The sequence below is a fragment of the Actinoplanes flavus genome (assembly GCF_017592555.1).
GTDB classification, from domain to species: Bacteria; Actinomycetota; Actinomycetes; order Mycobacteriales; family Micromonosporaceae; genus Actinoplanes; species Actinoplanes flavus.
Genome location: NZ_JAGFNS010000038.1, coordinates 33,716 through 53,847, shown reverse-complemented (window position 1 = coordinate 53,847; position 20,132 = coordinate 33,716). Strand labels below are relative to the sequence as shown.

Here is a 20,132-nt window from a genome sequence, read left to right as displayed (position 1 = left end):
CCGGTCCGCCGACGTGGGCCGGCCCTCACGCCCGGTAGCCGGGCTCCACCTCGCGCACGCAGTGCTCGGCCTCGGCGGCGGGGACCCCGAGCGCCAGCAGCCCCGCCATCACGTCACCCGGTTCGGCGCCGCCGTCGACGACGCTCATCCCACCCGCGCCGCGCACCAGATGAATCCGGTAACGCGCCCCGGTCCACTCCACACGTACCGCGGTGACCGGACCCTCTGCTGGATCGTCCATGCCGATCATCCTAGGCACCCGCTCCTGACCTCTTGCACCGAGTCACCCGTGGTGAACGGTGGGTGAAGGTGCGCCGAACCTTTCGATCTCGGCGACGATCCGCGCCTTCCGGTCGGCCGGCCGCGGCTTCCGGCCCACTTCAAGACCCATTCTGGTACGCCTGCGCGCGGCCCCGGCGGCGCGGTCGCGATCATCTGCCACTCCCGGCCGTAGCGCCCGCGTCCGGGCTTGAGTGGTGGGTCACGGTCACCCCTCAGTCGTACAGCAGAGCGGTGAGCAGGCCGCGCAGCGTACGGTCGAAAAGATCCGGGCGCCGCGCCCCGGGATCAGCGAAAGCCGCGACGAGATGGGGATAGACCGTCAGGTCGAGCCCGGTGAAGGCGGGCGGCGGCGCGGCGCTCTCGGTGCGGGCGAAGAGCGTCACCACGCCGGTCATCATGGCCAGCGCCTCGAACTTGGCGGCCGACCCGCACGGCACCGGCGCCAGCACCCCGAGACAGTGGTCGAACCAGGCCAGGGACGCCGGCCCGATCGCGGTCGGGCGGTGCAGCAGATCGATCACCCAGGGATGCCGGCGATAGAGCGCCAGCTGCCGGCCGGCCAGGACGATCAGCGAGTCCACCGGCTCCCCGACGGGTTGCGGAAAGGGCCGTAACCCGGCCACCACCCGGTCGGTCATCAGGTCGAGCAGGTCGTCGCGCGACGACAGGTAGCGGTAGAGCGACCCGGCGCCGGTGCTCATCGCGGTGGCCACCGCGCGCATCGAGACGGCCGCCAGGCTCTCGGCGTCGGCCAGGGCGATCGCGGCTTCGACGATCTCGTCCCGGCTGTGGGTGGGCTGCGGCCCGCGGGCGCCGCGGGGCGGGCGGATCCAGATGGGGGATGCGTCGCTCACCCGCACCACTGTAAACTGCGAACGTCGTTCGCGGTTTCTCCTCCACCGAAGGCAGGGTCAGATGGTTCAGATTCACTCCACCGGCAACGGGCCGGGCATCGTGGTGGTGCACGGCGGCGGGGTCACCGCCGGCATCTACCGGCGACTGGCCGCAAAGCTGGCCGACCGGTTCACCGTGCACCTCTACGACCGGCGGGGCCGCGGCGACGCACCGGCCCGGACTTTGCCCTACGACATCCAGGAGGACATCGACGACCTGCTCACGGTGCTCGAGCGGACCGGCGCGCACAACGTCCTCGGGCACAGCGGCGGCGGACTGGTCGCCCTGCTCGCCGCACGGCAGGGCCCGATCGAGCGGCTGGCCCTCTACGACGGGGTGGTCCCGGTCGACGACCTCTTCCCCCTCGCCTGGCTGGACCCGGCCCGGGAGGCGGCGCGAGCCGGCGACATCCCCCGCGCGCTCGCCCTCACCACCGCCGGGATCAACACGCACAGCGCCGCCTCCCGGCTGCCGCTGGGCGTGTAGACGGCGATCTGCCGGCTGTTCATGCGCACGCCGATCGGCCGCGAGATGGGCGAGCTGCTGCCGACGACACTGGACGAGGTCGACGGCATCCGGGCCTGGATCGGGCCGGCCCAGCAGTGGGCCGGGATCGACTGCGAGGTGTTGCTGGCCTGCGGCGCGAAGGGGCCGTCCTACTATCCGAAGGTCAACGAGGCCCTGGCCGCGGTGCTGCCGCACGCCCGTACCCTGCTGGTGCCGGACGCCGCGCACGACGCCGTCAACCGGGCGCCCGCGCGGGTGGTCGAGCCGCTCGCGGAGTTCTTCGCCTCGCCCGCCCGGGTCCGCTGACCCGGGGGTCGGCTGACCTCAGTTCGGGGCGGCGGCCAGCCAGTCGTCGCCCACGCAGCCCTCGTCGTAGTCCCACCAACCGTCGCGGGCGCCGGCGCGCAACACCCGCTGGACGGCGGCCAGGTCAGCGTCCGGCGGCACGTCCAGGGCGGCCAGACTGTACTGGCGGATGCCCTCGCCGGTCACACCGAACGGCTCGAACGCGTCCAGCACCCGCTGCACCGACCCGCGCAGCGGGCCGCTGCCGAACGGAACCACCCGGATCGTGCAGCGCCCGGACCACTCCACCTGCTCGGTGGCCCAATGGACGCCGTCCTCGTCCCGCCGCACCCGGATCAGATCACCGTTGGCGACGCCGCGGACGAACCAGGGGGCGTTGCTGAGCCGGACCACGTCGTCGCCGACCGGCTCGGCCCAGAGACTCTCGACCGACACCGGCGGCCAGTCGTCGCTCATCCTCGGCAGGTCGAAGTGGACTTTGACCGCGGTCACGAAGCGGCCCTCATCCTGCCGTACCCCCCTCGCCGCGCGGAGCAGTAGTCTCCCAGAAGATCGAGACGACGGGTGGGGTAGGCCCGCACCCCCGGCTCACCACAGGCCCACCTCGCGCAGACCGGTGGCGGCCCGGACCCGGTAACCGCAGCGGTCCAGGGCCTGCCGGATCCGCGCGGCGCCGACCGGGTTGGCGGAGTGCACGGTGATCAGGCCGATCTCGATGGGCCGCCCCTCGAAGGCGGCCCGCTCCAGCACCTCGACGACCGGCCAGACGGTGTCCTCGCCACCCAGATCGTGGTCCAGCCACAGCTCGTCGATCCGCCGGTCCCGGTGGGCCGCCAGCAGCGCCAGCCCCTCGGCGCTGGTCCGGGCCACCTCGGCGGGCCGCCCGTCGGCGAACGACCGCAGATCGTCGACCAGGATCACCAACCGCCGCATCCGCCCATGATCACACAGCGGCCGCCACGGGACGACGCCTCAGGCCGGCGGATCCTCGCCCACCAGTCCGTCGATCGACTCGCGGATCAGATCGACGTGCCCCAGGTGCCGGGCGTACTCCTCGATCACGTCGACCAGCACCCGGCGCAGGTTCGGCGAACGCCCGTCCGGCCAGGTGAACGGAATGGCCCCGTCGAGACCACCGGTGGACAGGGCGACGGCCAGGTGGGCGCGCGACCGCTCCACCGACTCCCGCCAGAGCGTGTAGAGCTCCTCCGGGCTGTCGCCGGACGCGGTCCGCCACTCCCAGTCCGGGTCGGCGTCGAAGTCGACGTCCCGCCACAGCGCGGCGGGCGCGCGGTCCAGGCGTACCGAGAAGTAGACGTCCTCGACCAGGGCGAGATGCTTCAGCAGGCCGCCGATCGTCATGCTGCTCGCGCCCACGGTCGCCCGCAGTGCGGGCGCGTCGAGCCCGCCGGTCTTCCAGGAGAAGAGGCGGCGCTGTCGCTCCAGCGATCCGATCAGCGTCTCGGCCTCGGTGCCGGCGGCCGGCGGCCCGAGCGGGATGGTCTCCGTCATGCCGGCACGCTAGCCTCCGTTCCGGACGTTCTGCTTCCGGAATGCGAGGGGTACGCCGATGCTGAGCCCGACCGCACGGGCGCTGATGACCTACGAGGCCGTCCAGGGCGCTCCCGGCATCACCGCGGACCGCATCGCCGAACGGCTCGGCATCTCCGACCGGGCGGCCCGGCGCTACATCGCGATCCTGCGCGAGGCCGGGCTCCCGATCGAATCCGTCCGCGGGCCCTACGGCGGATACCGGGTCGGCCGCGGCGCCCGGCCGGCCCCGCTGATCTTCACCCAGGCGGAGGCGCTCGGCCTGGTCATGGCGGTCCTCGACGGCCACCACGCGGCCGGAGACACGGCCGATCCGGTCGGTAGCGCCCTCGGCAAGATCGTCCGGGTGCTGCCGGAGAGCCTCGGCGCACAGGTCGAGGCGGTCCGGCGGACCGCCGCACCCGCGCCCGACCGTGGCGCCGCGCGGCCCGACCCCGAGATCACCAGCGGCCTGGTGCGGGCGTGCGCTCAGAATCTCCGGGTCCGGGTGGGCTATCGCACCGAGGCCGGTTCGGAATGGACGGCCGAAGTGGACCCGTGGGCCGTCGTGGTGCGGCACGGCCGGTGGTATCTGGTGTGCCACTCCCATGCGGCGGGTGCGCGGCGGGCGTACCGGATCGACCGGGTCACCGCCGTGGAAGTCCTGCCCACCGGATTCCGGCCACCCGCCGGCCTGGACCCGGTGGCCGTGCTCGACGCGCACCTGGCCGTCGGCTGGGAATTCCGCGCCGAGATCCTCATCGAGGCCCCGATGGCCGACATCCCCACCTGGCTGAACCCCGCCCTGGGCGCGCTGACCCCCGGCCCGGATCCGGACACCACTTTCCTGACCGGCAGCACCAGCAACCCCGGCTGGTACGCCCAGCAGCTCACCGTCATCCCCGCCGGCTACCGCATCCTCGACAGCCCGGAGATCCGCGACGCCGCCCGCCGCATCGCCGAACGCCTGCTCGCGGCGGCGCGACCGGAAAATGTCGGGGGTGCCGCGTAGGGTCCGCGGCATACCGGTCCCCCGCTGCGAAACGAGGAGACATGACCGTTCTCGAGCTGGCCCGCTTCACCGTCGCCGAAGGCGCCGAGGAGCAACTGATCGCCGAGCGCCCCGCCATGCTGGCGGCGTTACGCCGCGGCTTCCCCGGCTGCCTGGCCGCCTATCTGAGCAAAGAGGAGGACGGCGGCTGGCTGGACGTCCTGGTCTGGCGCTCCCGGGAGGAGGCGGAGGCATCGGCCCGCGAGATAGCGTCGATCCCCGAGTGCGCCGCCTGGTTCCGGCACATCACCGAGTCGGGCGGCATCCGCCACGCCGAGGTCGTCTCCGCCTGGCCCCCACCCGCCTGACCCGGCCTACCCAGCCGCCTGGCCCGGCCTACCGAGCGGCCCGCCCGGTCGGCGCCGGCCGCTGCGGAGGCTCGGCCCCACCCTGCCGGCCCGGCTCCCACTCGCCATGCCGGAGCACCCCGGATTCCGAGGCCAGGTCCCACCACTCCGCCTCCCGCCCGGCAACCACACCCGCCTCCCCCTCGACGGCCGCACCACCACGCCCGAGCTCTCCGGCCCCCGGCGCCGCACCGCCACGCCCCAGCACTCCGGACTCCGAGGCCAGGTCCCACCACCCCGGCTCCCGCTCGACAACCGCATCGGCCTGTCCATCAGCCTTCCGCTCGACGGCCGCGGGTCCGCGACCGCGCGCTTCGGGGACCATGGTTCTGCCCCGCCGGGGTGGGGTCGGCTGGTGGCCCGAAGCCTGCCATCCAGGCGAAGGACGAGGGGCGGGGACAACGGTTTCACGCCGCTGCGAAGGACGAGGGCCGGAGTCGTTACGCTGCGGGCCCGGGTCCGCGGGCACACGGCTGGCGTCCCTGCTTCGCTCGGCAGGACTCTCGCTCCACGGGCCAGCGCTCTCGCCCCGCGGGTCTGCGCTTTCCCAGCGGGGGTCGATGCTTTCCCTGCGTGGGCCGGGAGTCTGGTCTCGCGGGCCAACGCTCTCGCCCCGCGGGTCTGCGCTTTCCCAGCGGGGGTCGATGCTCCCCCGGCGCGGGCCGGGAGTCTGGCCTCGCGGGCCAACGCTCTCCCTCCACGGGCCAACGCTCTCGCCTCGCGGGCCAACGCTCTCCCTCCACGGGCCAACGCTCTCGCCTCGCGGGCCAACGCTCTCGCCCAGCGGGTCGGCGCTCTCGCCCAGCGGGTCGGCGCTCTCGCCCAGCGGGTCGGCGCCCTCCCTCCGGGGGCGTGCGCCCTTCCTGCGCGGGCCGGGATTCTGGTCTCGCGGGGCGGGGCTTTTGCTCGGCGTGTCCTGGTCTAGGAGGTTGGTGCCGGGGCGACGGGACGGGCGGGGGTCGGAGACCGGGGCCTGGGGGTCGGCCAGGCGGCCGCTGAACCAGGCGGTGAAACCGGCCAGCGCCAAAGCGGCGGCTTCGAAGGCGAGGAGGCCGCCGTCGACGGAGCGGTCGTGGCCTCTGACCCGCATCAGGGTGAGGACCGCGAAGACGATCAGCACACCGACGTCCAGGAGGAGGGCGAGGAAGAAGATCCGGGCGGCGGCCGGGTCCGGGGCGCCGAAAGCGTCGATCCCGGCGGCCAGCGCGGCGAGCAGGCCGCCGATGAGGCCGGCCACCAGGTTCCAGAAGGCGACCGTTCCGATCAGAGAGGGCGCGCCGAGCGTGGTGGCCAGGTCGAAGACGAACGCCATCCAGAACAGCCCGAGCGGGAACATCAGCAGTAGCGGCTGCACGCCTGACCCGGCGAGCCGGAGCCGGCTCTGGGTGTGGCGTCGCCCTGTCGTGCGCGCCTCTGTCACGCGGACCCCCTCCGCCCGGGTCGGGACCGGGCTGCGGCCGTGGCGGCCGGAGATCCGTTCTCCGGCCGGGACATGGACCTTCCTCAGCCTGTGCGGAATTCGACCGGACCGGACCCTCCCTTGCGGGTGATTCGGGCTGCGGGCGGTAAAACCCCACGAGCCGGGCAGTGGCGCACCAGGTGAGGGCGCGGCTGTAGGGCGACCCGCACGCCGAATCCTCCCAAAAGCCGCGACTCGAACGGCCGATGATCACCCGGCCGTGGCATGCCGAAAATCCGCAACCTGCCGAGCGGAGAAGGCTGAGCGGAGAAGGCCAGGCGGGGAAAGGCCAGGCGGGGGCCGAGCGGGAGAGGCTGGGCGGAAGGCTCAGGTGGGGGTGGGCTGGGCCGATGGGACCCCGGTCGGGAGCCAGCCGGGGGAGGTACGCGTGGGCGGGCGCAATTCCCTCGGAGTCGGGCAACGGTCGCGGCTGCAGTCTTTGCGGGCCTCCACCGTCTACGGCGCGGTCCCCGCGGTGCTGGCCGGAGCCTACGCGATCGGTACCTGGAACGACGGCGGCCGTGGGCCGATGCTGCTGGTGGCGGCTCTGCTGACCGGGTTCGCGCTGGCCGGGTGGACGATGGCCGGGCGGATCGCGCGGAGCCGCTGGTGGATGGTGATCCAGACGGTGGCGTCGATCGTCAACCTGGCGGGGGCCGCGGCTCTCGGGCTGTTGGACGGCGGGGTGGCGGGGCCGTTGGGCACGTTCGTGCCGCTGTCGGTGGTGCTGCTGGCGATCGTCGTGCCGCCGCGGGCGTTTCTGATTCCGGCCACGGCCGGCGCTCTCGCGTACGCCTCGCTGGTGATCTTCGGTGGGACGCCGCCGGTGGCGGGTTATCCGCTGGTCCATGCACTGGGTTTCGCCTGTGTGGCGGTGTTGTGCCTGCGGCATTCGGCGGTGCTGGCGTCGCTGCGGCGGCGGCTGGCGGACAGTTCCCGCACCGATCCGCTGACCGGCTGCCTGAACCGGCGCGGCTTCGACGAGCGGGCGGCCGCCGCGCTGACCGAGGCGGAGCGCACCGGTCGGCCGTTCACCGTGGTGCTGCTCGACCTGGACCGGTTCAAGGAGGTCAACGACACGCTCGGTCACCGGGCCGGGGACGAGTTGCTGGCCTGGACGGGGCAGGAGCTGCGCTCCGAGTTGCGGGCGCACGACGTGGTGGGCCGGCAGGGCGGTGACGAGTTCGCGGTGCTGCTGCCGAACACCGGCGCGGAGGCCGCCGTCCTGGTGGTGGACCGGCTTCGGGAGCGGCTGCGGACGTGCGCGCCGGCCAGCCTGGGTCATGCCACCTTCCCGGCCGACGCCGCCGACCTGACCGGCCTGGTGCACGTCGCCGACCAGCGGCTCTACCGGGACAAGGCGTCAAGGGACCGGCGTGCGCCGAGCGCCGAGGCGGTGGCCGGGGCGCGCACCGGGGTCCGGTCGGCGCGCCCGGCCCGGTCGGTGGCGGCGCTGGAACGCCGCCGCCATTCGATCGCCGATCCGGGCTGGATGTCGATCACTCAGACCTGTGTGGCGATGCTCTACATCACCCTGTTCGCGAACGACCATCCGCACCGCGCCGGCATGGTGGCGTTGTCGGTGTGGGGTTTCCTGACCGGGCTCGCCGTGGTGGTCCGCGCCGACTGGCTGAGCCGGTCGCGGCTGGCCCGGCCGCTGATGCTGGCGTTCGCGGCGAGTTCCTTCCTGAGCTGTGCGGCGGTCGCCACCCTGGACGGGGGCGTGGATCATCCGCTCGGTGTCGGCGTGCTGCTGTCGATCCCGTTGCTGATGCTGGGGATGCGCCCGGAGGTGACCAGCCCGATCGCGGTCGTGGCGGGGGTCGTGTGGATGTCGGTCGGCGCGCTGGTCGGTGATCCGGGCGGGTGGTATCTGGCGATTCAGCTGCTGGGCACGGCGACGGCCGCGGTGGCGTGTGCGGTGCAGGGCCGGGCGGCGGCCCGGCAGCGGCGGATGCTCACCAGGCTGTCCCGGGTGGACGTGCTGACCGAGGTGCTGAACCGGCGTGGATTCGACGAGCGGTTCGCCGCGGAGGTGGCCGACGCCCGCCGGACCGGCCGGGGCGCCGCGCTGCTGGTCCTGGACCTGGACGATTTCAAGGCGGTCAACGACACGCAGGGGCACGCGGCCGGCGATCGGCTGCTGCGCTGGGTGGCCCTCACGCTGCGGGCCGAGGTCGACGCGGTCGGCCGGCTGGGCGGTGACGAGTTCGTGGTCCTGCTGGACGACGGCGCGGACCCGTTCGCCGTGGCCGACCGGCTGCGGGAGCGGCTGGCCGCCCGGGCCGGCGCCAGCATCGGTGTCGCCGTGCTCGACGTGGACGGTGACGACTTCGACTCGCTCTACGCGGTCGCCGACGCACGCCTCTACCAGCAGAAGAAGCCACGGAAGCGGTACGCCCACCGCTGAGCGGCGCAACCGGCCCGCACCCGGCATCGACCGGAGCCGTCACCCGTACCGATCAAGGATGGGGTCTCCCTGTCGACCGGATCGGATCGGATGCCTCGCATGAAGCGTGTTCTCGTCCTGCTCGCAGCGGTGTCGTCGCTGGTGGTGGCACAGCCCGGGGTGGCGCAGGCGGCCGCCGGCAGCGCCCGGTCGTACGCCTTCATGAGCCAGTCCAACGGCGACCGTCTGATCGCCCGCTGGAACCCGTGTGACGGCGCCATCACCTACCGGGTCAACCTGGCCCGCGCGCCGAAGAACTCGCTCGCCGAGGTGCGGACCGCGTTCGCCCGGGTCACCGCGGCCACCGGGCTGACCTTCCGGTACGCCGGGACGACCTCGGTGATTCCGCAGGCGAAGAAGGGTTTCAACGGCAAGTACCCGGCGGGCACCGACATCGTGATCGCCTGGGCGACGCCCGGGAAGCACAGCACCTGGCTGCCGGCCGGCGCCCGGGCGCTGGGTATGGGCGGCGGCTCGTGGCAGACCGCCTACACGCCGTCCGGCGGTGACGCGCTGATGATGGTGCAGGGCGCCGTGGTGCTCAACGCGACCGGCGTGAAGTCGCTGGCCCGCGGTTTCGGGGCGCGCTCCGGCGGCACCACCGGGGCGGTGCTGATGCACGAGATCGGGCACGCGATCGGCCTGGCCCATCCGAAGCAGAACGACCGCGGCCAGATCATGTACCACACGGTGACGTCGAAGAAGGCCGTCTGGGGCGCCGGCGACCTGGCCGGCATGCGCAAGGTCGGCAAGTCGGCCGGCTGCCTGGTCACCCAGAAGCGGAGCTGAGCCAGGCCTCCACGTCGGCGGCGGTGCGCGGCATCGCCGCCGACAGGTTCTCGTGGCCGTCCGCGGTGACCAGCACGTTGTCCTCGATCCGTACGCCGATGCCGCGGAACTCCTCGGGCGCGAGCAGGTCGTCGGCCTTGAAGTAGAGACCGGGCTCGACGGTGAGGATCATGCCGGGCCGCAGGTCACCGTCCAGGTAGTCCTCGCGGCGCAGTCGGGCGCAGTCGTGCACGTCCATGCCGAGGTGGTGTGAGGTGCCGTGGACCATCCAGCGGCGGTGCCAGCCGCCGGACTCCGGGTCCAGTGTCTGGTCGACGGTCACCCCGGCGGGCAGCAGACCCCACCCGTGTACGCGTTCGGCGATCACCCGGGTGGCGGCCGTGTGGATGTCCCGGAACCGGTTTCCCGGCCGGACGGCGGCCAGCCCGGCCTCCTGTGCTTCGAGGACGGCCTGGTAGATCTCCCGCTGGGGGCCGCTGAACCGGCCGCCGGCCGGGAGGGTGCGGGTGATGTCGGCGGTGAACAGCGAGTCCCGTTCGACGCCGGCGTCGATGAGGATCAGGTCGTCCGGCCGGATCTCTCCGGTGTTGCGGATCCAGTGGATGGTGTTGGCGTGGTCGCCGGCCGCGCAGATCGAGTCGTACCCGATGCCGTTGCCCTGGTGGCGGGCGTGCAGCCCGAAGACGCCCTCGATCCAGCGCTCGCCGCGGCCGTTAGCGATCGCCTCGGGCAGGGCCGCGATGATCGCCTCGAAGCCGCGGTGGGTGGCGGCGATCGCGGCGCGCATCTCGCCGATCTCCCAGTCGTCCTTGATCAGCCGCATCTCGGACAGGTGCCGGTCCAGGTCGTCGTCGGCGCCGGGCAGGACGGCCGGGCCGTCCACCCGCAGCTTGTCGACGAGCCGTGCCACCGCCGGGTCGGCCGGCCGGACCACCCGCAGCCGGGCCGGGTCGGCGTCCTTGGCGAGCGCGCCGGGGAGGTCGTCGAGGTGGGCCGCGGCGAGGCCGTAGCGGGATTCGATCTCCTCGATGGTGGGCCGCGGGCCGACCCAGAACTCGCCGTACCGCATGTCGGCGTAGAACTCGGTGCTGTCGCGCGGGGCGAGCGGCCGGAAATAGAGGGTGGCCCGTCCGTCGTCGAGGACCAGGACGCTGTCCGGCTCGGTGGCCGCGCCGAGCCCGGTGAGGTGGGCGAAGGCGGTATGCGGCCGGTACGGGTAGTCGGTGTCGTTGCTGCGCACCTTGAGCCCGCCGGCCGGGATGACCAGCCGCTCGCCGGGGAATTCTCCGGCGAGTGCGGCGCGGCGCCCGGCCGCCCGGTCGGCGACGTCGGCCCGGGGTGCCGGGGTGGTTTCGCGGGGCGCCCACCCGGAGGCGATGAACGCGCGGAAAGCTTCGGCCGTCATGGGTCGAAATGGTGCCATGCGCCGCTGTTATCGCGGGGGTTTGCCAACTGTGAACAAGTGATTACCGTCGATACATGCGGGCCTTCTTCGTGACACTCCTGCTGGTCATGGCCGGTGTGGCGGCTCCGGCGCAACCCGCCGCGGCCGCCGTCCCGGCGTTCACCGACGGGTACGGCCGGGAAATCGTGCTCCGCGGCTTCAATGTCTCCGGCAGCACCAAGCTGTACGCATCCGGGTGCTGATCGACTACCACCAGGACCTCTGGTCGTCGCACCTGTTCGACCCGGACAGCTGGTACACCGGTGACGGCGCCCCGCAGTGGGTGATCAACGCCGGGACCTATCCGGACGAGTCGTGCGGCATCTGCATCCTGTGGGGGCAGAACATGCTCACCAATGGGGCGGTCCGGGCGGCCGCCCACGATTTCTGGCACAACCGGTACGGGCTGCAGGACGCCTACCTGGCGCAGGCGCGGGCCGCTCTCACCTACTTCCGCGCCAACCTGGACCCGGCGATGGTGCTGGGCGTCGACCCGTTCAACGAGCCGTTCGACGGCGGACTCGACGGCGCGTCCGGCGCGACCTGGGAGGCGACCCTGCTGATGCCGTTCTACCAGCGGTTCCGTGCCGTGATGGACGAGACCGGCTGGGCCGCGCGGCCGCTGTACGCCGAGCCGCTGGTGTTCTGGAACACCCAGTTCGGTGAGGCGGGCGGGTTCACCACGATCCCGCCGCTCGGGCCGCGGTACGTGTTCAACAGCCACTACTACGACGGCGGCCGGATGACGCTGGACCCGACCGCGGCCGGCGACGGGACGTACAGCGCCGCCATGAACCGGATCCGGGACCGGGCGACCACGCTGGGCGCCACGCCGTTCGTGTCCGAGTTCGGCAACGCGCTCTCCGGAACGGGCAGCAGTGGCCGTACCCCGTGGATGGTCCGGGCCATGTATCAGGGCCTCGACTCCCGGCTGTCCGGCTCCTCGTTCTGGAACAGCACGACCGGCTCCGGGCCGGTGCTGTCGGCGACGCAGTGGCACTGGGACGTCTACAGTGGCCGGCACAGCGAGGCGATGAACGGCAACCCCGACAAGATCCAGACCATCGGGGACGCCTGGAACGGCGAAGACCATTCGGTGTACGCGAACGGAGCACTCCGTTTGGACCGGCGGGTGCTGGACCGCCTCTTCCCCAGTGCCGTGGCCGGGAGCACGATCGCGTTCGCCTACGAGGACCTGGCCCGCGACGGGTACGCGGGCGCCGGCCGTCAGCAGGCGTGGCTGACCGTCCCGTCCCGGCTGCCCACGATCGCCGGGCTGGTGGCGGGCCGCCAGTACGGCGTACTGGTGTGGCGTGGCCCGTCCGCCCCGCTCGGCGCGCCGACCGAGTTGCACCTGCCCGGCTCGTTCCCGTCGGCCCGCACCGTGGTGGTCTCCGACCTGGGCACCCGGAGCGGCCTGACGGCGAGCGGCCCGATCGCGGTCGCGGGCGAGACCGGCGCGACGACGGCCCGGCGGCTGCTGCTCGACGGGGACGGCTCGGTGCACGTGGCGCTCGTCGTCAACGCGTCCGACACGGCCTCGATCCCGGCCGCCACCCTGACGGCGGCGCGGACCGAACTCCTCGGCTGGGCCGCCGGCATCCGGGTCTAATGAACCAGCGTCACCAGCCCGGAGTCCAGGTCGTAGCGGGCGCCGGCCACCAGCGTCGCCCCGCTCTCCACCGCCTCGTGGACGATCCCGCTCTGCTCGACGAGCGCCTCGGCCTGGGCGCGCACGTTGGCCCGGACCGCCTTCTCGACCCCGTCCGGGTCGTCCACATAGGGCTCGACGATCGGGCGCAGCGCGTCCACGATGGCCGCGATGTGGCCGGGGACCTCGGCGCCGGTGCGGATCGCGTTCAGGGTGGCCGAGATCGCCCCGCAGCGCTCGTGCCCGAGCACCATGATCACCGGCGGGACGAACTCCTCCACCGCGTACTCGATGCTGCCGAGCAGGAGGTCGTCGACCAGGTTGCCGGCGACCCGGTTGTCGAAGAGATCACCGATCCCCTGGTCGAAGAGGATCTCCGGGGTGAGCCGGGAGTCCGCGCAGCCCAGGATGACGGCGAACGGATGCTGCCCGGCGGCGACCTCGCGCACCCGGGCGGGACTCTGGCGAGGGTGCCGGGCGCGTCCGGCGGCGAAACGCCGGTTCCCGGCCAGCAGCGACGCCAGCGGATCCGGCGAGGGGTGGGTGTCCGCCGAGGCGGCGTGCGGGAGCGCCATCGATCCGGCGATGGCGCCACCGGCGACAGATCGAAGATCAGACGGGCAGGTCGAAGATCATGCAGCTGGACGTGGCGTGGGCGATGAGACGGCCGGCCGCGTCGGTGATCCGGGCCTCGGCGAGCGCGGTCCGCCGGCCGCGCTGGAGCACCGTCCCGGTGCAGGTGAGCTTGCCGGAGGCGATGGTGGCCGGGCGCAGGAACTTCACGTTGAGATCCATGCTGGTGTAGCCGACCCCGGCCGGGAGGGTGCTGTGCACCGAGCAGGCGGCCGCGGTGTCGAGCAGCGTCGACAGGATCCCGCCGTGCACGCTGCCGAGCGGGTTGTAGTGGAACTCCCGCGGCTGGAGCGTGAGGGTCACGCTGCCCTCCTCGACCTGCATGCCCTCGCCGTCGATGAGGTGCATGACGGGCGGCGGCGGGAGCTCGCCGGTGGCCATGGCCCGCAGGATCTCCAGCCCGCTGCGCCGGCCCAGCAGGTGCGCGTGCTCCGCCGGGTCGGTCCAGCCGAACGTACGGGTACGGGTGGCATCCTGGGTCTGCGTCATGGATGCAGGCTTGCAGAGGCTTGCTGCGTCTGTCAACGAGACTTAGCCTGGCTCACATGACTGCGCCCTCCCCGCTCGACTGGTCGTTCGACAACTGCACCATCGAGCGGGCGATGGGTGTGCTCGGCGAGAAGTGGACCCTCGTGGTGCTGCGCGAGATCTTCACCGGGGTGCGCCGGTTCGAGGACATGCGCACCCGCACCGGCATCCCCCGCCAGGTGCTCACCAACCGGCTGGCCGGCCTGGTGGAGAACGGCGTGCTCCGGCGCGAGCCCTACCAGGAGCCGGGCGCCCGGGTCCGGCACGAGTACCGGCTCACTCCCAAGGGGCTCGACCTCTACCCGGTGCTGATCGCCCTCGCCGAGTGGGGCAACCGCTACCTGGCCGACCCGGAGGGCCCGCCGATCCGCTACGTCCACCGCGACTGCGGCGCCGACCTGCACCTGGAGGCGCACTGCGCGGCCGGCCACCACCTCACCGACCACCGCGAGATCCAGGCCCGCCCGGGGCCGGGCGCCCGGTTACGCCCGTGACTCCAGCCAGGCCTCGTGGGCCCGGGTGACCGAGGCCCACAGGATCGCCCGGTCCGCGGCGGGCAGGGTGATGCCGAACACCTCGTCCAGCGCGCCGAAGTAGTCGTCCTCGGTGGCCAGCGTCGTGTGGACCGGCTCGGCCTCGGTGCGGGTCAGGGTGCGGGCGCGCAGCACGTCGAAGCCGGTGGCGTCGCGCCGGCAGACCGCCGGGGTACGGACGAAACCGGAATCCGGCGAGGTCGACAGCTCCTCGTGCTTCGCCCGGAACTCCGACATCCGGGCCGGTTCCGCGCGGAAGTCCATGCCCAGGAAACTGCCGCGCGGATCGTGGTCGAACCGCCATCCGCCCGGCTCCGCCTCGGACGGGCGCAGCGCGTACCGGAACGGGCCGTCCGCGTGCTCGCCCGCGATCAGCGGAAGCGGGCCGTGCAGGCCGTCGCCCATGCCCAGGTCGACCAGCCAGACACCGTCCGGGCAGGTGTCCGACGGCAGGCCGGAGACGGTGAGCACCAGGTGGTCACCGGATGCCCCGGCAGGCCGTGTCGCGTCGCCCTGAACCCCGCCGACATGCCGGGTGACCCGGTAGCCGAGCTCCCGCAGCAGCGCCGAGAAGGCCCCGTTGAGGTGGAAGCAGTAGCCGCCGCGACCGGCCACGATCCGGGCCGCCGACTCGGCCGGGCAGACCGTGGTGGACCGCCCGATGTGGATCTCCAGGCACTCGTAGGGCACCCGCTCGGCGTGCGCCCGGTGCAGGGCGCCGAGCGCCGCAGCACCCGGCTCGTGACCGGCCAGCTCGGACAGGCCCAGCCGGGCCAGGTAACCGGGTACGTCGATGCTGTCAGGCATGCCGACACGTTAGCCGCTTACGATCCGCGGGTGACGATCACCGACACCGCCCGGCGCCGTCCGCTCATCACGCTGCTGGTCGTCTGCCAGAGCACGATCGGGCTGATCTTCGGCGGGATCGGGCTGTTCCTGCCGCTGATCCGTACCGACCTGGATCTGAGCTTCACCGAGGCGGGCACGCTGGCCGCCGCGAGCAACCTCACCTACGCCCTGATGCAGGTGCCGTCCGGATACCTGGCCGACCGGTTCACCCCGCGCCGGCTGTTCCTCGCCGGGCTGCTCGGCCTGAACGTCCTGTCGGCCCTGTTCGCGGTGCTCGACGCGTACCCTCTGCTGTTGATCGATCAGGCGCTGGCCGGCTTCTTCCGCGCCCTGGTCTTCACGCCCGGCATGCTGCTGATGACCCAGCTGTTCCCGCCGGGCCGCCGGGCCACCGCGATGGGCCTGTACGTGGTCGGCGGCTTCTCCTCGAACGTGCTGCTCAGCGCGGTCGGGCCGCTGCTGGTCGGTCCACTCGGGTGGCGGCCGCTGTTCCTGCTGTTCTCCGGGTTCGGGCTGCTGGCCCTGCTGCTGTACCGGTTCCTGGCCGGGGCGGCGCCGCGCCGGGAGCCCGGTGACCCGGTCCGGTTCGCCGAGCTGCCGGGGCTGATCCGGCAGCGGATCGTCCAGCTCACCGGGGTCATCCAGTTCACCCGGCTGGCCGTGGCGCAGGGCTTCACGTTCTGGCTGCCCACCTATCTGGTGGTCGACCGCGGGCAGCCGCTGGCCACCGCGGGGCTGGTCGCGGCGCTGGCCTCGGCGATCAGCGCGCCGGTCAATTACCTGGGCGGCTACCTGTCCGACCGGATCAACCGGCCGCTGCTGGTGATCGGCGGTTCGCTGGCCGTCCTGACCGCGGGCCTGACGCTGCTCACCTACGTGCCCGGCATGCTCGGGGTGCTCGGCGTGGTGGCGCTGATCTCGATGGCCATCCAGGTCTACTTCGGGCCGCTGTTCGCCCTCCCGCTACAGGTGCTCGGGTCCCGCAGCGCCGGGCTGATCAGCGGCTTCGGCAACTTCTGCGCCAACCTGGGCAGCTTCGCCTTCGTGTACGCGCTGGGCGCGGTCAAGGACGCCACCGGCTCGTTCCGGGCCGGGTTCCTGAGTCTGGCCGCGCTCTGCGTGGTGGCCCTGGTCGCGACCCGGCTCACCCGGCCGCTGCTTCGAGGAGCCGGCTAGGCACGGCGGCGGCCAGGGCGGCGTACCCGCGCGGGTTCAGATGCAGGTGGTCGCCGGCGTCGTAGATCGGGAGCAGCCGCCAGGGCGCGACCGGATCGCGTACCGCCGCGTCGAAGTCGACCCAGCCGTCGAACAGGCCGGCCCGGATCGCGGCGTTCACCTGTTGGCGGGCGGACTCCCGTACACCTGCTTTGTCGTCGTAGATGTTGCCGCCGAACGGCGTGAGCGTGGCGCCGAAGATCCGCAGACCGCACGCCTGCGCGCGCAGCGCGATCTGCTGGTAGGCGCCGATCAGCCCGGCCACGACGCGGCGTTGCGCCACCTCGGTGGCGGCCGTCATGCCCAGGTCGTTGACGCCCTCGAAGACGAGCAGCCAGCGCGCGCCGCTGACCGTCAGCACGTCGCGGTCCAGCCGGGCCAGGGCGTTCGGGCCGAGTCCGTCGCACAGCACCCGGTTGCCGCGGGCCGCCTGGTTGAGCACCGCGAGGCCGGGGCGGCGCAGCCGGATGAGCAACTGGTCGGGCCAGCGGTCGTTGCCGTTGAGGGTGGCGCCGCGGCCGTCGGTCAGCGCGTCGCCGAGCACCACCAGCCCGGCCGCGCCGGTCGCGGTGACCTCGACCGCGCTGAGCAGGTACCAGTGGTTGACCGGCACGGCCCCCGGCAACTCCGGGTCCGCGAGCCGGTCCCCCTCGATCAGCCAGGAGGTGGTACGCGAGCACGGATGCGAGGTGAGCGCCGACCCGTCCTGCCCGTCGCGCAGATGGACGGTGACCGTCAGGTTCTGCGCCGCGACGACCGGCAGATCGACCGGGTCGGAGATCATCTGCGCGCCCGGCGGAACGGTCACGTCGGCCCGGCCGCCGAACGTCAGCCGCCGCGAGCTGCCCGGCTGGATGCCCGGCGCGCCGGCCCGGCCGTCCAGCGGCAGAGCCACGGCGGCCGCGGTGATCGGCAGGTCGGTCGTGCCGAACGCGTTGGAGAACCGGACCCGCAGCCGCCGCCCGCCCAGGGACAGGCGCACGGTCTGGCGCAGGGTGGTGTTCACCAGCATGGCGTGGTCGCCGGCAAACGGCTCCGGCGGCAGGTCGTACGGTTCGGTGAGCTGTGGAGCGGCGGTCCAGGTGTGGGTCCAGCGGGGGCGTGGGGATGGGTGGGCATCGAACAGAAGCAGCGGGGAGGCGGCTCCCAGCAGGGTGCGTCGCCGCAGGGGCACACCCCGAAACGTATAGCCGTGGATCTATACAGTCAATGGGCTCGCGGTGCGTTTGGGAGCGCTCCAAGATAAGCTGCCGCCATGCTGATGGCCCTGCTGCTCGACATCGCGAACATCGTCGGCGGGCTGCTGCTCGCCATTCCCCTGCTCGGCCGCTTCCCGGTCGTCGCCAGGGTCACCGCGCGGATCGCCCCGTGGCGCTGGCTGGCCGGGATCGCCGCCCTGGTCGCCGGCGGCTACTTCCTCATCGTGCACCTCATCTCCGGCCCGCACCTGTTCCACTTCGAGGTGGTCGGGATCGCGGTCGGCGTCCTGCTGACCTGGGAGCGCCTGACCGGCCGCAAGCCCCTGGTTCCGGCCGCGCCGGTGACCACCCCGGCCGCACCCTCCCCGTCAGCCGAGCCGGCGCCGGTCGCGGTCGCGCCGGCCGACCCGGCCGGGCCGGCGCTGCTGGTCGCCGTCTTCGGCATCATCGCGATCATGGTGGGACTCCAGGGTCTCTTCACCCCCAACTGACCATCACGGCGACCGGGAACGGGTCTGGCCTAAGGCCCGGGCGGCAGCTCCTGCCGGGGCGCCTGCGGAGCCGGGCCGCCGATGCCCTGGAGCTCGGGCGGCGGCACGAAACCGGGCGGCCACGGCTTGCCGAACATCGCCCCGCACAGGGTGACCGTCGCCCACGGCACCCACGGGCCGCGCAGCATGATCGGGTAGGAACCCTCGAAGTGCAGGGCCACCGAGTACTGCATCGGGCTCGGCTCGATCATCAGCAGGTGCTCGAGCTCGTAACTGGACCACTGCTCGATCATCAACAGCACCCGCCGGTTGGTGATGATCGCCGGGAACCGGCCCCACGGACGCCACTGCGGGCGGGACGCCTCCTCGGCCTTGCGCCGCTGATTCGCGTGGTAGGCGGCGCCGGCGGCCAGCGCGGCCGCGGTGAACAGCAGGCCACCGGAGGCGAAGGTGCCGCCGGCATACGAATAGTCGGCGCCACAGTAGACGCTCACGTCCACGGGCAGCGTGCCGTACTGTTCCTCACCCGGCCGGCACATGATCGTCGGTTGCACCGGCTGGACCGGCCGGCCCGCGCTCAGATGCTCGATCATTCCGACCATCGACTTCCAGCCGGCGGCGATCTGCTCCGCCTCCTGCTGCTGGATCTCCCGGAAACCAGGCATTGCATCCCCCTTGCTCGGTCGCCAGCCTGGCAGGAACAGAGTGGTCTGAACAGGGTCAGACCACGTCCGAGTGCCGAAACTGTCCGTTGTGGGTCATCGGAGTGGACGATGTCCTGAGTGCACATCGCTTGATCGGGTACTGACGGACAGAACATCCGTCGATAGCGTGGGACCGTGTCTGACGAGCGGGAACGGTTCAGGGAGGATCGGCGCGGCGCCGCCGACCGGGAGCGGGCTCTGGCCCGGGGCGGCGCCGGGCGGCCGGTGCCGGTGCACCGGCCGGGCGCGATCGAGTTCTTTCCGGCGGTCGACCCCGACGAGGCGTGGAACCGGCTGAACCCGGAGGTCCGCGGTGTGCTCGCCCGGCGGGCCGGTCAGCCGCTGGAACGCTGGGCCCGGGTCGACGACGGCCTGGTCACCGCCATGCTGCTGGGCGACCGGGCGCTGGTGAGGGCCACCCCGAACGGGCGGGCCCACGAGTTCACCGAGCTGATCCCGCTGAACCCGGAGACCGCCCTCCTGAAGACGGTCGAGGAGACCTCCGGCAGCCGGCCCGGCGGCGGGGGCGCGGCGGTGGAGCGGATGCCCGGCTCCCCGGCGCTCGACCGGCTGCCCCAGGAGCTGCGCGACTTCCTCGGCCATCTGCCCGAGCAGGCGCAACGGCTGCTGCAGAAGCCGTTCCGGGACGCGGCCGAACCACCCCGCGGCGAGCGGGAGATCTTCCAGTGGGAGACGGCCACCCAGCGCGACTGGAAGGTGTTCGGCTACCTGCACGACGACCGGTGGGCGACGGTCGTGGCCGGATCCGGGGTGCTGCGCGGCGAGGCGGCCACCTGGCGGCTGAACTGCCGCCGGTTCCGGGTCCGGAGGTGACCGGCCGGTTCCGGGATCTGCACGGGCACGACCCGTACCGGGTGCTCGGCGTGGCGCCGACCGCGACCCGGCAGGAGATCAGCCGGGCCCGGCGGGACCGCCAGCGGGAGGCGCACCCGGACGGCGGGGCGGCCGCCGACGACCGGGCCAAGCTGATCAACACGGCGGCGGACATCCTGCTCGACGACACGCTGCGGCGGCAGTACGACGACTCGCGCGTCCCGGGGCCGCCGCCACCCACGTACACGTCGCCGTACCACTACCACGTGCCGCCGCCGTCCGGTGGCGGCGCCCTCCGGACCGTACTGATCACCCTCGCCGTCGTGACCCTCGTATGCTTCGTCGGCTGCCTGCTCGGGTTGCTGGGGCCGGCCGCGGAAACTGTCCGGTTGACGCCACTCATCCAACGATGACGGCGAATGAGGGGAGCCTGGGTC

Annotated in this window: 25 protein-coding genes; 13 read left to right on the top strand and 12 right to left on the bottom strand. The window is 72.8% G+C overall.

Going from position 1 to position 20,132, the window contains the following annotated elements:
- Positions 1-25 precede the first annotated feature (25 nt).
- Positions 26-241, bottom strand: a complete 216-nt coding sequence (locus J5X75_RS38460) for a hypothetical protein (RefSeq protein ID WP_208472642.1) — start codon at positions 239-241, stop codon at positions 26-28.
- Between the two features lie 253 nt (positions 242-494).
- Positions 495-1,136: a TetR/AcrR family transcriptional regulator gene (locus tag J5X75_RS38455; protein WP_307798535.1), complete on the bottom strand. Its 642-nt coding sequence runs from the start codon at positions 1,134-1,136 to the stop codon at positions 495-497.
- Positions 1,137-1,197: 61 nt separating this feature from the next.
- Between J5X75_RS38455 and J5X75_RS45065 the strand changes: the two genes are divergently transcribed.
- Both J5X75_RS45065 and J5X75_RS45060 read left to right on the top strand, forming a co-directional pair.
- Positions 1,198-1,662 carry an alpha/beta fold hydrolase gene (locus tag J5X75_RS45065; protein ID WP_238490701.1) on the top strand — a complete coding sequence of 155 codons (465 nt, stop codon included), beginning with the start codon at positions 1,198-1,200 and terminating at the stop codon, positions 1,660-1,662.
- Between the two features lie 21 nt (positions 1,663-1,683).
- Positions 1,684-1,989, top strand: a complete 306-nt coding sequence (locus tag J5X75_RS45060; RefSeq protein WP_238490700.1) for an alpha/beta fold hydrolase — start codon at positions 1,684-1,686, stop codon at positions 1,987-1,989.
- A gap of 18 nt (positions 1,990-2,007) precedes the next feature.
- Here the strand turns inward: J5X75_RS45060 and J5X75_RS38445 are convergent, their stop codons facing one another.
- From J5X75_RS38445 to J5X75_RS38435, 3 genes are all read right to left on the bottom strand, one after another.
- Positions 2,008-2,481 carry a DUF4265 domain-containing protein gene (locus tag J5X75_RS38445; protein WP_208472640.1) on the bottom strand — a complete coding sequence of 158 codons (474 nt, stop codon included), beginning with the start codon at positions 2,479-2,481 and terminating at the stop codon, positions 2,008-2,010.
- A gap of 96 nt (positions 2,482-2,577) precedes the next feature.
- On the bottom strand, positions 2,578-2,922 hold the full coding sequence (locus J5X75_RS38440) for a cyclic-phosphate processing receiver domain-containing protein (RefSeq protein ID WP_208472639.1): 345 nt from the start codon (positions 2,920-2,922) through the stop codon (positions 2,578-2,580).
- A 39-nt stretch (positions 2,923-2,961) separates the two neighbouring features.
- Positions 2,962-3,501 carry a DinB family protein gene (locus J5X75_RS38435; protein ID WP_208472638.1) on the bottom strand — a complete coding sequence of 180 codons (540 nt, stop codon included), beginning with the start codon at positions 3,499-3,501 and terminating at the stop codon, positions 2,962-2,964.
- A gap of 58 nt (positions 3,502-3,559) precedes the next feature.
- Here J5X75_RS38435 and J5X75_RS38430 point away from each other — a divergent pair, with 58 nt between their 5' ends.
- The gene (locus J5X75_RS38430; protein WP_208472637.1) at positions 3,560-4,531 is read left to right on the top strand and encodes a helix-turn-helix transcriptional regulator; all 972 of its coding nucleotides are present in this window, start codon (positions 3,560-3,562) and stop codon (positions 4,529-4,531) included.
- Between the two features lie 41 nt (positions 4,532-4,572).
- A complete protein-coding gene (locus J5X75_RS38425) occupies positions 4,573-4,878 on the top strand; it encodes an antibiotic biosynthesis monooxygenase (protein ID WP_208472636.1) in 306 nt (101 codons plus the stop codon).
- 28 nt (positions 4,879-4,906) lie between these two features.
- Here J5X75_RS38425 and J5X75_RS45055 read toward each other — a convergent pair whose 3' ends face one another.
- Positions 4,907-6,229, bottom strand: coding sequence for a DUF2231 domain-containing protein (locus tag J5X75_RS45055; RefSeq protein WP_238490712.1), 1,323 nt, complete (start codon positions 6,227-6,229; stop codon positions 4,907-4,909).
- Positions 6,230-6,764: 535 nt separating this feature from the next.
- On the opposite strand from J5X75_RS45055, the gene J5X75_RS45765 reads away from it, so the two are divergent.
- Positions 6,765-8,786 carry a diguanylate cyclase gene (locus J5X75_RS45765; RefSeq protein WP_208472635.1) on the top strand — a complete coding sequence of 674 codons (2,022 nt, stop codon included), beginning with the start codon at positions 6,765-6,767 and terminating at the stop codon, positions 8,784-8,786.
- Positions 8,787-8,885: 99 nt separating this feature from the next.
- Positions 8,886-9,614, top strand: a complete 729-nt coding sequence (locus J5X75_RS38410) for a matrixin family metalloprotease (protein WP_208472634.1) — start codon at positions 8,886-8,888, stop codon at positions 9,612-9,614.
- Here the strand turns inward: J5X75_RS38410 and J5X75_RS38405 are convergent.
- On the bottom strand, positions 9,595-11,037 hold the full coding sequence (locus tag J5X75_RS38405; RefSeq protein ID WP_208472633.1) for an aminopeptidase P family protein: 1,443 nt from the start codon (positions 11,035-11,037) through the stop codon (positions 9,595-9,597). The genes J5X75_RS38410 and J5X75_RS38405 overlap by 20 nt on opposite strands.
- Positions 11,038-11,093: 56 nt before the next feature.
- Between J5X75_RS38405 and J5X75_RS38400 the strand changes: the two genes are divergently transcribed.
- Together J5X75_RS38400 and J5X75_RS38395 are read left to right on the top strand one after the other, a co-directional pair.
- The gene (locus J5X75_RS38400; protein WP_208472632.1) at positions 11,094-11,261 is read left to right on the top strand and encodes a hypothetical protein; all 168 of its coding nucleotides are present in this window, start codon (positions 11,094-11,096) and stop codon (positions 11,259-11,261) included.
- Complete coding sequence (locus J5X75_RS38395; protein WP_208472631.1) at positions 11,255-12,670, top strand: endoglycosylceramidase; 1,416 nt, start codon at positions 11,255-11,257, stop codon at positions 12,668-12,670. Before J5X75_RS38400 ends, J5X75_RS38395 begins: the two co-directional genes overlap by 7 nt.
- Here the strand turns inward: J5X75_RS38395 and J5X75_RS38390 are convergent.
- Positions 12,667-13,284 (bottom strand): carbonic anhydrase, encoded by a 618-nt coding sequence (locus J5X75_RS38390; RefSeq protein ID WP_208472630.1) that lies wholly within the window; start codon positions 13,282-13,284, stop codon positions 12,667-12,669. The genes J5X75_RS38395 and J5X75_RS38390 overlap by 4 nt on opposite strands.
- A gap of 37 nt (positions 13,285-13,321) precedes the next feature.
- A complete protein-coding gene (locus tag J5X75_RS38385; protein ID WP_208472629.1) occupies positions 13,322-13,831 on the bottom strand; it encodes a PaaI family thioesterase in 510 nt (169 codons plus the stop codon).
- A gap of 56 nt (positions 13,832-13,887) precedes the next feature.
- Here J5X75_RS38385 and J5X75_RS38380 point away from each other — a divergent pair, with 56 nt between their 5' ends.
- Positions 13,888-14,364, top strand: coding sequence for a winged helix-turn-helix transcriptional regulator (locus tag J5X75_RS38380; protein WP_208472628.1), 477 nt, complete (start codon positions 13,888-13,890; stop codon positions 14,362-14,364).
- Here the strand turns inward: J5X75_RS38380 and J5X75_RS38375 are convergent.
- Complete coding sequence (locus J5X75_RS38375) at positions 14,353-15,210, bottom strand: arylamine N-acetyltransferase family protein (RefSeq protein ID WP_208472627.1); 858 nt, start codon at positions 15,208-15,210, stop codon at positions 14,353-14,355. The genes J5X75_RS38380 and J5X75_RS38375 overlap by 12 nt on opposite strands.
- Before the next feature lie 30 nt (positions 15,211-15,240).
- Between J5X75_RS38375 and J5X75_RS38370 the strand changes: the two genes are divergently transcribed.
- Positions 15,241-16,428: an MFS transporter gene (locus J5X75_RS38370; protein ID WP_307798533.1), complete on the top strand. Its 1,188-nt coding sequence runs from the start codon at positions 15,241-15,243 to the stop codon at positions 16,426-16,428.
- On the opposite strand, the gene J5X75_RS38365 is transcribed toward J5X75_RS38370, so the two are convergent.
- Positions 16,397-17,641 (bottom strand): SGNH/GDSL hydrolase family protein, encoded by a 1,245-nt coding sequence (locus J5X75_RS38365; RefSeq protein ID WP_307798532.1) that lies wholly within the window; start codon positions 17,639-17,641, stop codon positions 16,397-16,399. The two genes, J5X75_RS38370 and J5X75_RS38365, sit on opposite strands and share 32 nt — an antisense overlap.
- 81 nt (positions 17,642-17,722) lie before the next feature.
- On the opposite strand from J5X75_RS38365, the gene J5X75_RS38360 reads away from it, so the two are divergent.
- Entirely contained in the window at positions 17,723-18,157 is a 435-nt protein-coding gene (locus J5X75_RS38360) for a hypothetical protein (protein WP_208472626.1), read from the top strand.
- A 29-nt stretch (positions 18,158-18,186) separates the two neighbouring features.
- On the opposite strand, the gene J5X75_RS38355 is transcribed toward J5X75_RS38360, so the two are convergent.
- Positions 18,187-18,822: a hypothetical protein gene (locus tag J5X75_RS38355; RefSeq protein WP_208472625.1), complete on the bottom strand. Its 636-nt coding sequence runs from the start codon at positions 18,820-18,822 to the stop codon at positions 18,187-18,189.
- Positions 18,823-18,996: 174 nt separating this feature from the next.
- Between J5X75_RS38355 and J5X75_RS38350 the strand changes: the two genes are divergently transcribed.
- Both J5X75_RS38350 and J5X75_RS38345 read left to right on the top strand, forming a co-directional pair.
- Entirely contained in the window at positions 18,997-19,695 is a 699-nt protein-coding gene (locus J5X75_RS38350; RefSeq protein WP_208472624.1) for a hypothetical protein, read from the top strand.
- Positions 19,692-20,108 carry a J domain-containing protein gene (locus tag J5X75_RS38345; RefSeq protein ID WP_208472623.1) on the top strand — a complete coding sequence of 139 codons (417 nt, stop codon included), beginning with the start codon at positions 19,692-19,694 and terminating at the stop codon, positions 20,106-20,108. Before J5X75_RS38350 ends, J5X75_RS38345 begins: the two co-directional genes overlap by 4 nt.
- Positions 20,109-20,132 lie beyond the last annotated feature (24 nt).

Coding starts and splice junctions, on each gene's coding strand:
- J5X75_RS45060 (WP_238490700.1), top strand. CDS start 1,684: ATGCGCACGCCGATCGGCCGCGAGATGGGCGAGCTGCTGCCGACGACA.
- J5X75_RS38385 (WP_208472629.1), bottom strand. CDS start 13,831: ATGACGCAGACCCAGGATGCCACCCGTACCCGTACGTTCGGCTGGACC.
- J5X75_RS45055 (WP_238490712.1), bottom strand. CDS start 6,229: ATGGCGTTCGTCTTCGACCTGGCCACCACGCTCGGCGCGCCCTCTCTG.
- J5X75_RS38375 (WP_208472627.1), bottom strand. CDS start 15,210: ATGCCTGACAGCATCGACGTACCCGGTTACCTGGCCCGGCTGGGCCTG.
- J5X75_RS38360 (WP_208472626.1), top strand. CDS start 17,723: ATGCTGATGGCCCTGCTGCTCGACATCGCGAACATCGTCGGCGGGCTG.
- J5X75_RS38410 (WP_208472634.1), top strand. CDS start 8,886: ATGAAGCGTGTTCTCGTCCTGCTCGCAGCGGTGTCGTCGCTGGTGGTG.
- J5X75_RS38355 (WP_208472625.1), bottom strand. CDS start 18,822: ATGCCTGGTTTCCGGGAGATCCAGCAGCAGGAGGCGGAGCAGATCGCC.
- J5X75_RS38400 (WP_208472632.1), top strand. CDS start 11,094: ATGCGGGCCTTCTTCGTGACACTCCTGCTGGTCATGGCCGGTGTGGCG.
- J5X75_RS38430 (WP_208472637.1), top strand. CDS start 3,560: ATGCTGAGCCCGACCGCACGGGCGCTGATGACCTACGAGGCCGTCCAG.
- J5X75_RS45065 (WP_238490701.1), top strand. CDS start 1,198: ATGGTTCAGATTCACTCCACCGGCAACGGGCCGGGCATCGTGGTGGTG.
- J5X75_RS38380 (WP_208472628.1), top strand. CDS start 13,888: ATGACTGCGCCCTCCCCGCTCGACTGGTCGTTCGACAACTGCACCATC.
- J5X75_RS38405 (WP_208472633.1), bottom strand. CDS start 11,037: ATGGCACCATTTCGACCCATGACGGCCGAAGCTTTCCGCGCGTTCATC.
- J5X75_RS38460 (WP_208472642.1), bottom strand. CDS start 241: ATGGACGATCCAGCAGAGGGTCCGGTCACCGCGGTACGTGTGGAGTGG.
- J5X75_RS38390 (WP_208472630.1), bottom strand. CDS start 13,284: ATGGCGCTCCCGCACGCCGCCTCGGCGGACACCCACCCCTCGCCGGAT.
- J5X75_RS38440 (WP_208472639.1), bottom strand. CDS start 2,922: ATGCGGCGGTTGGTGATCCTGGTCGACGATCTGCGGTCGTTCGCCGAC.
- J5X75_RS38435 (WP_208472638.1), bottom strand. CDS start 3,501: ATGACGGAGACCATCCCGCTCGGGCCGCCGGCCGCCGGCACCGAGGCC.
- J5X75_RS38425 (WP_208472636.1), top strand. CDS start 4,573: ATGACCGTTCTCGAGCTGGCCCGCTTCACCGTCGCCGAAGGCGCCGAG.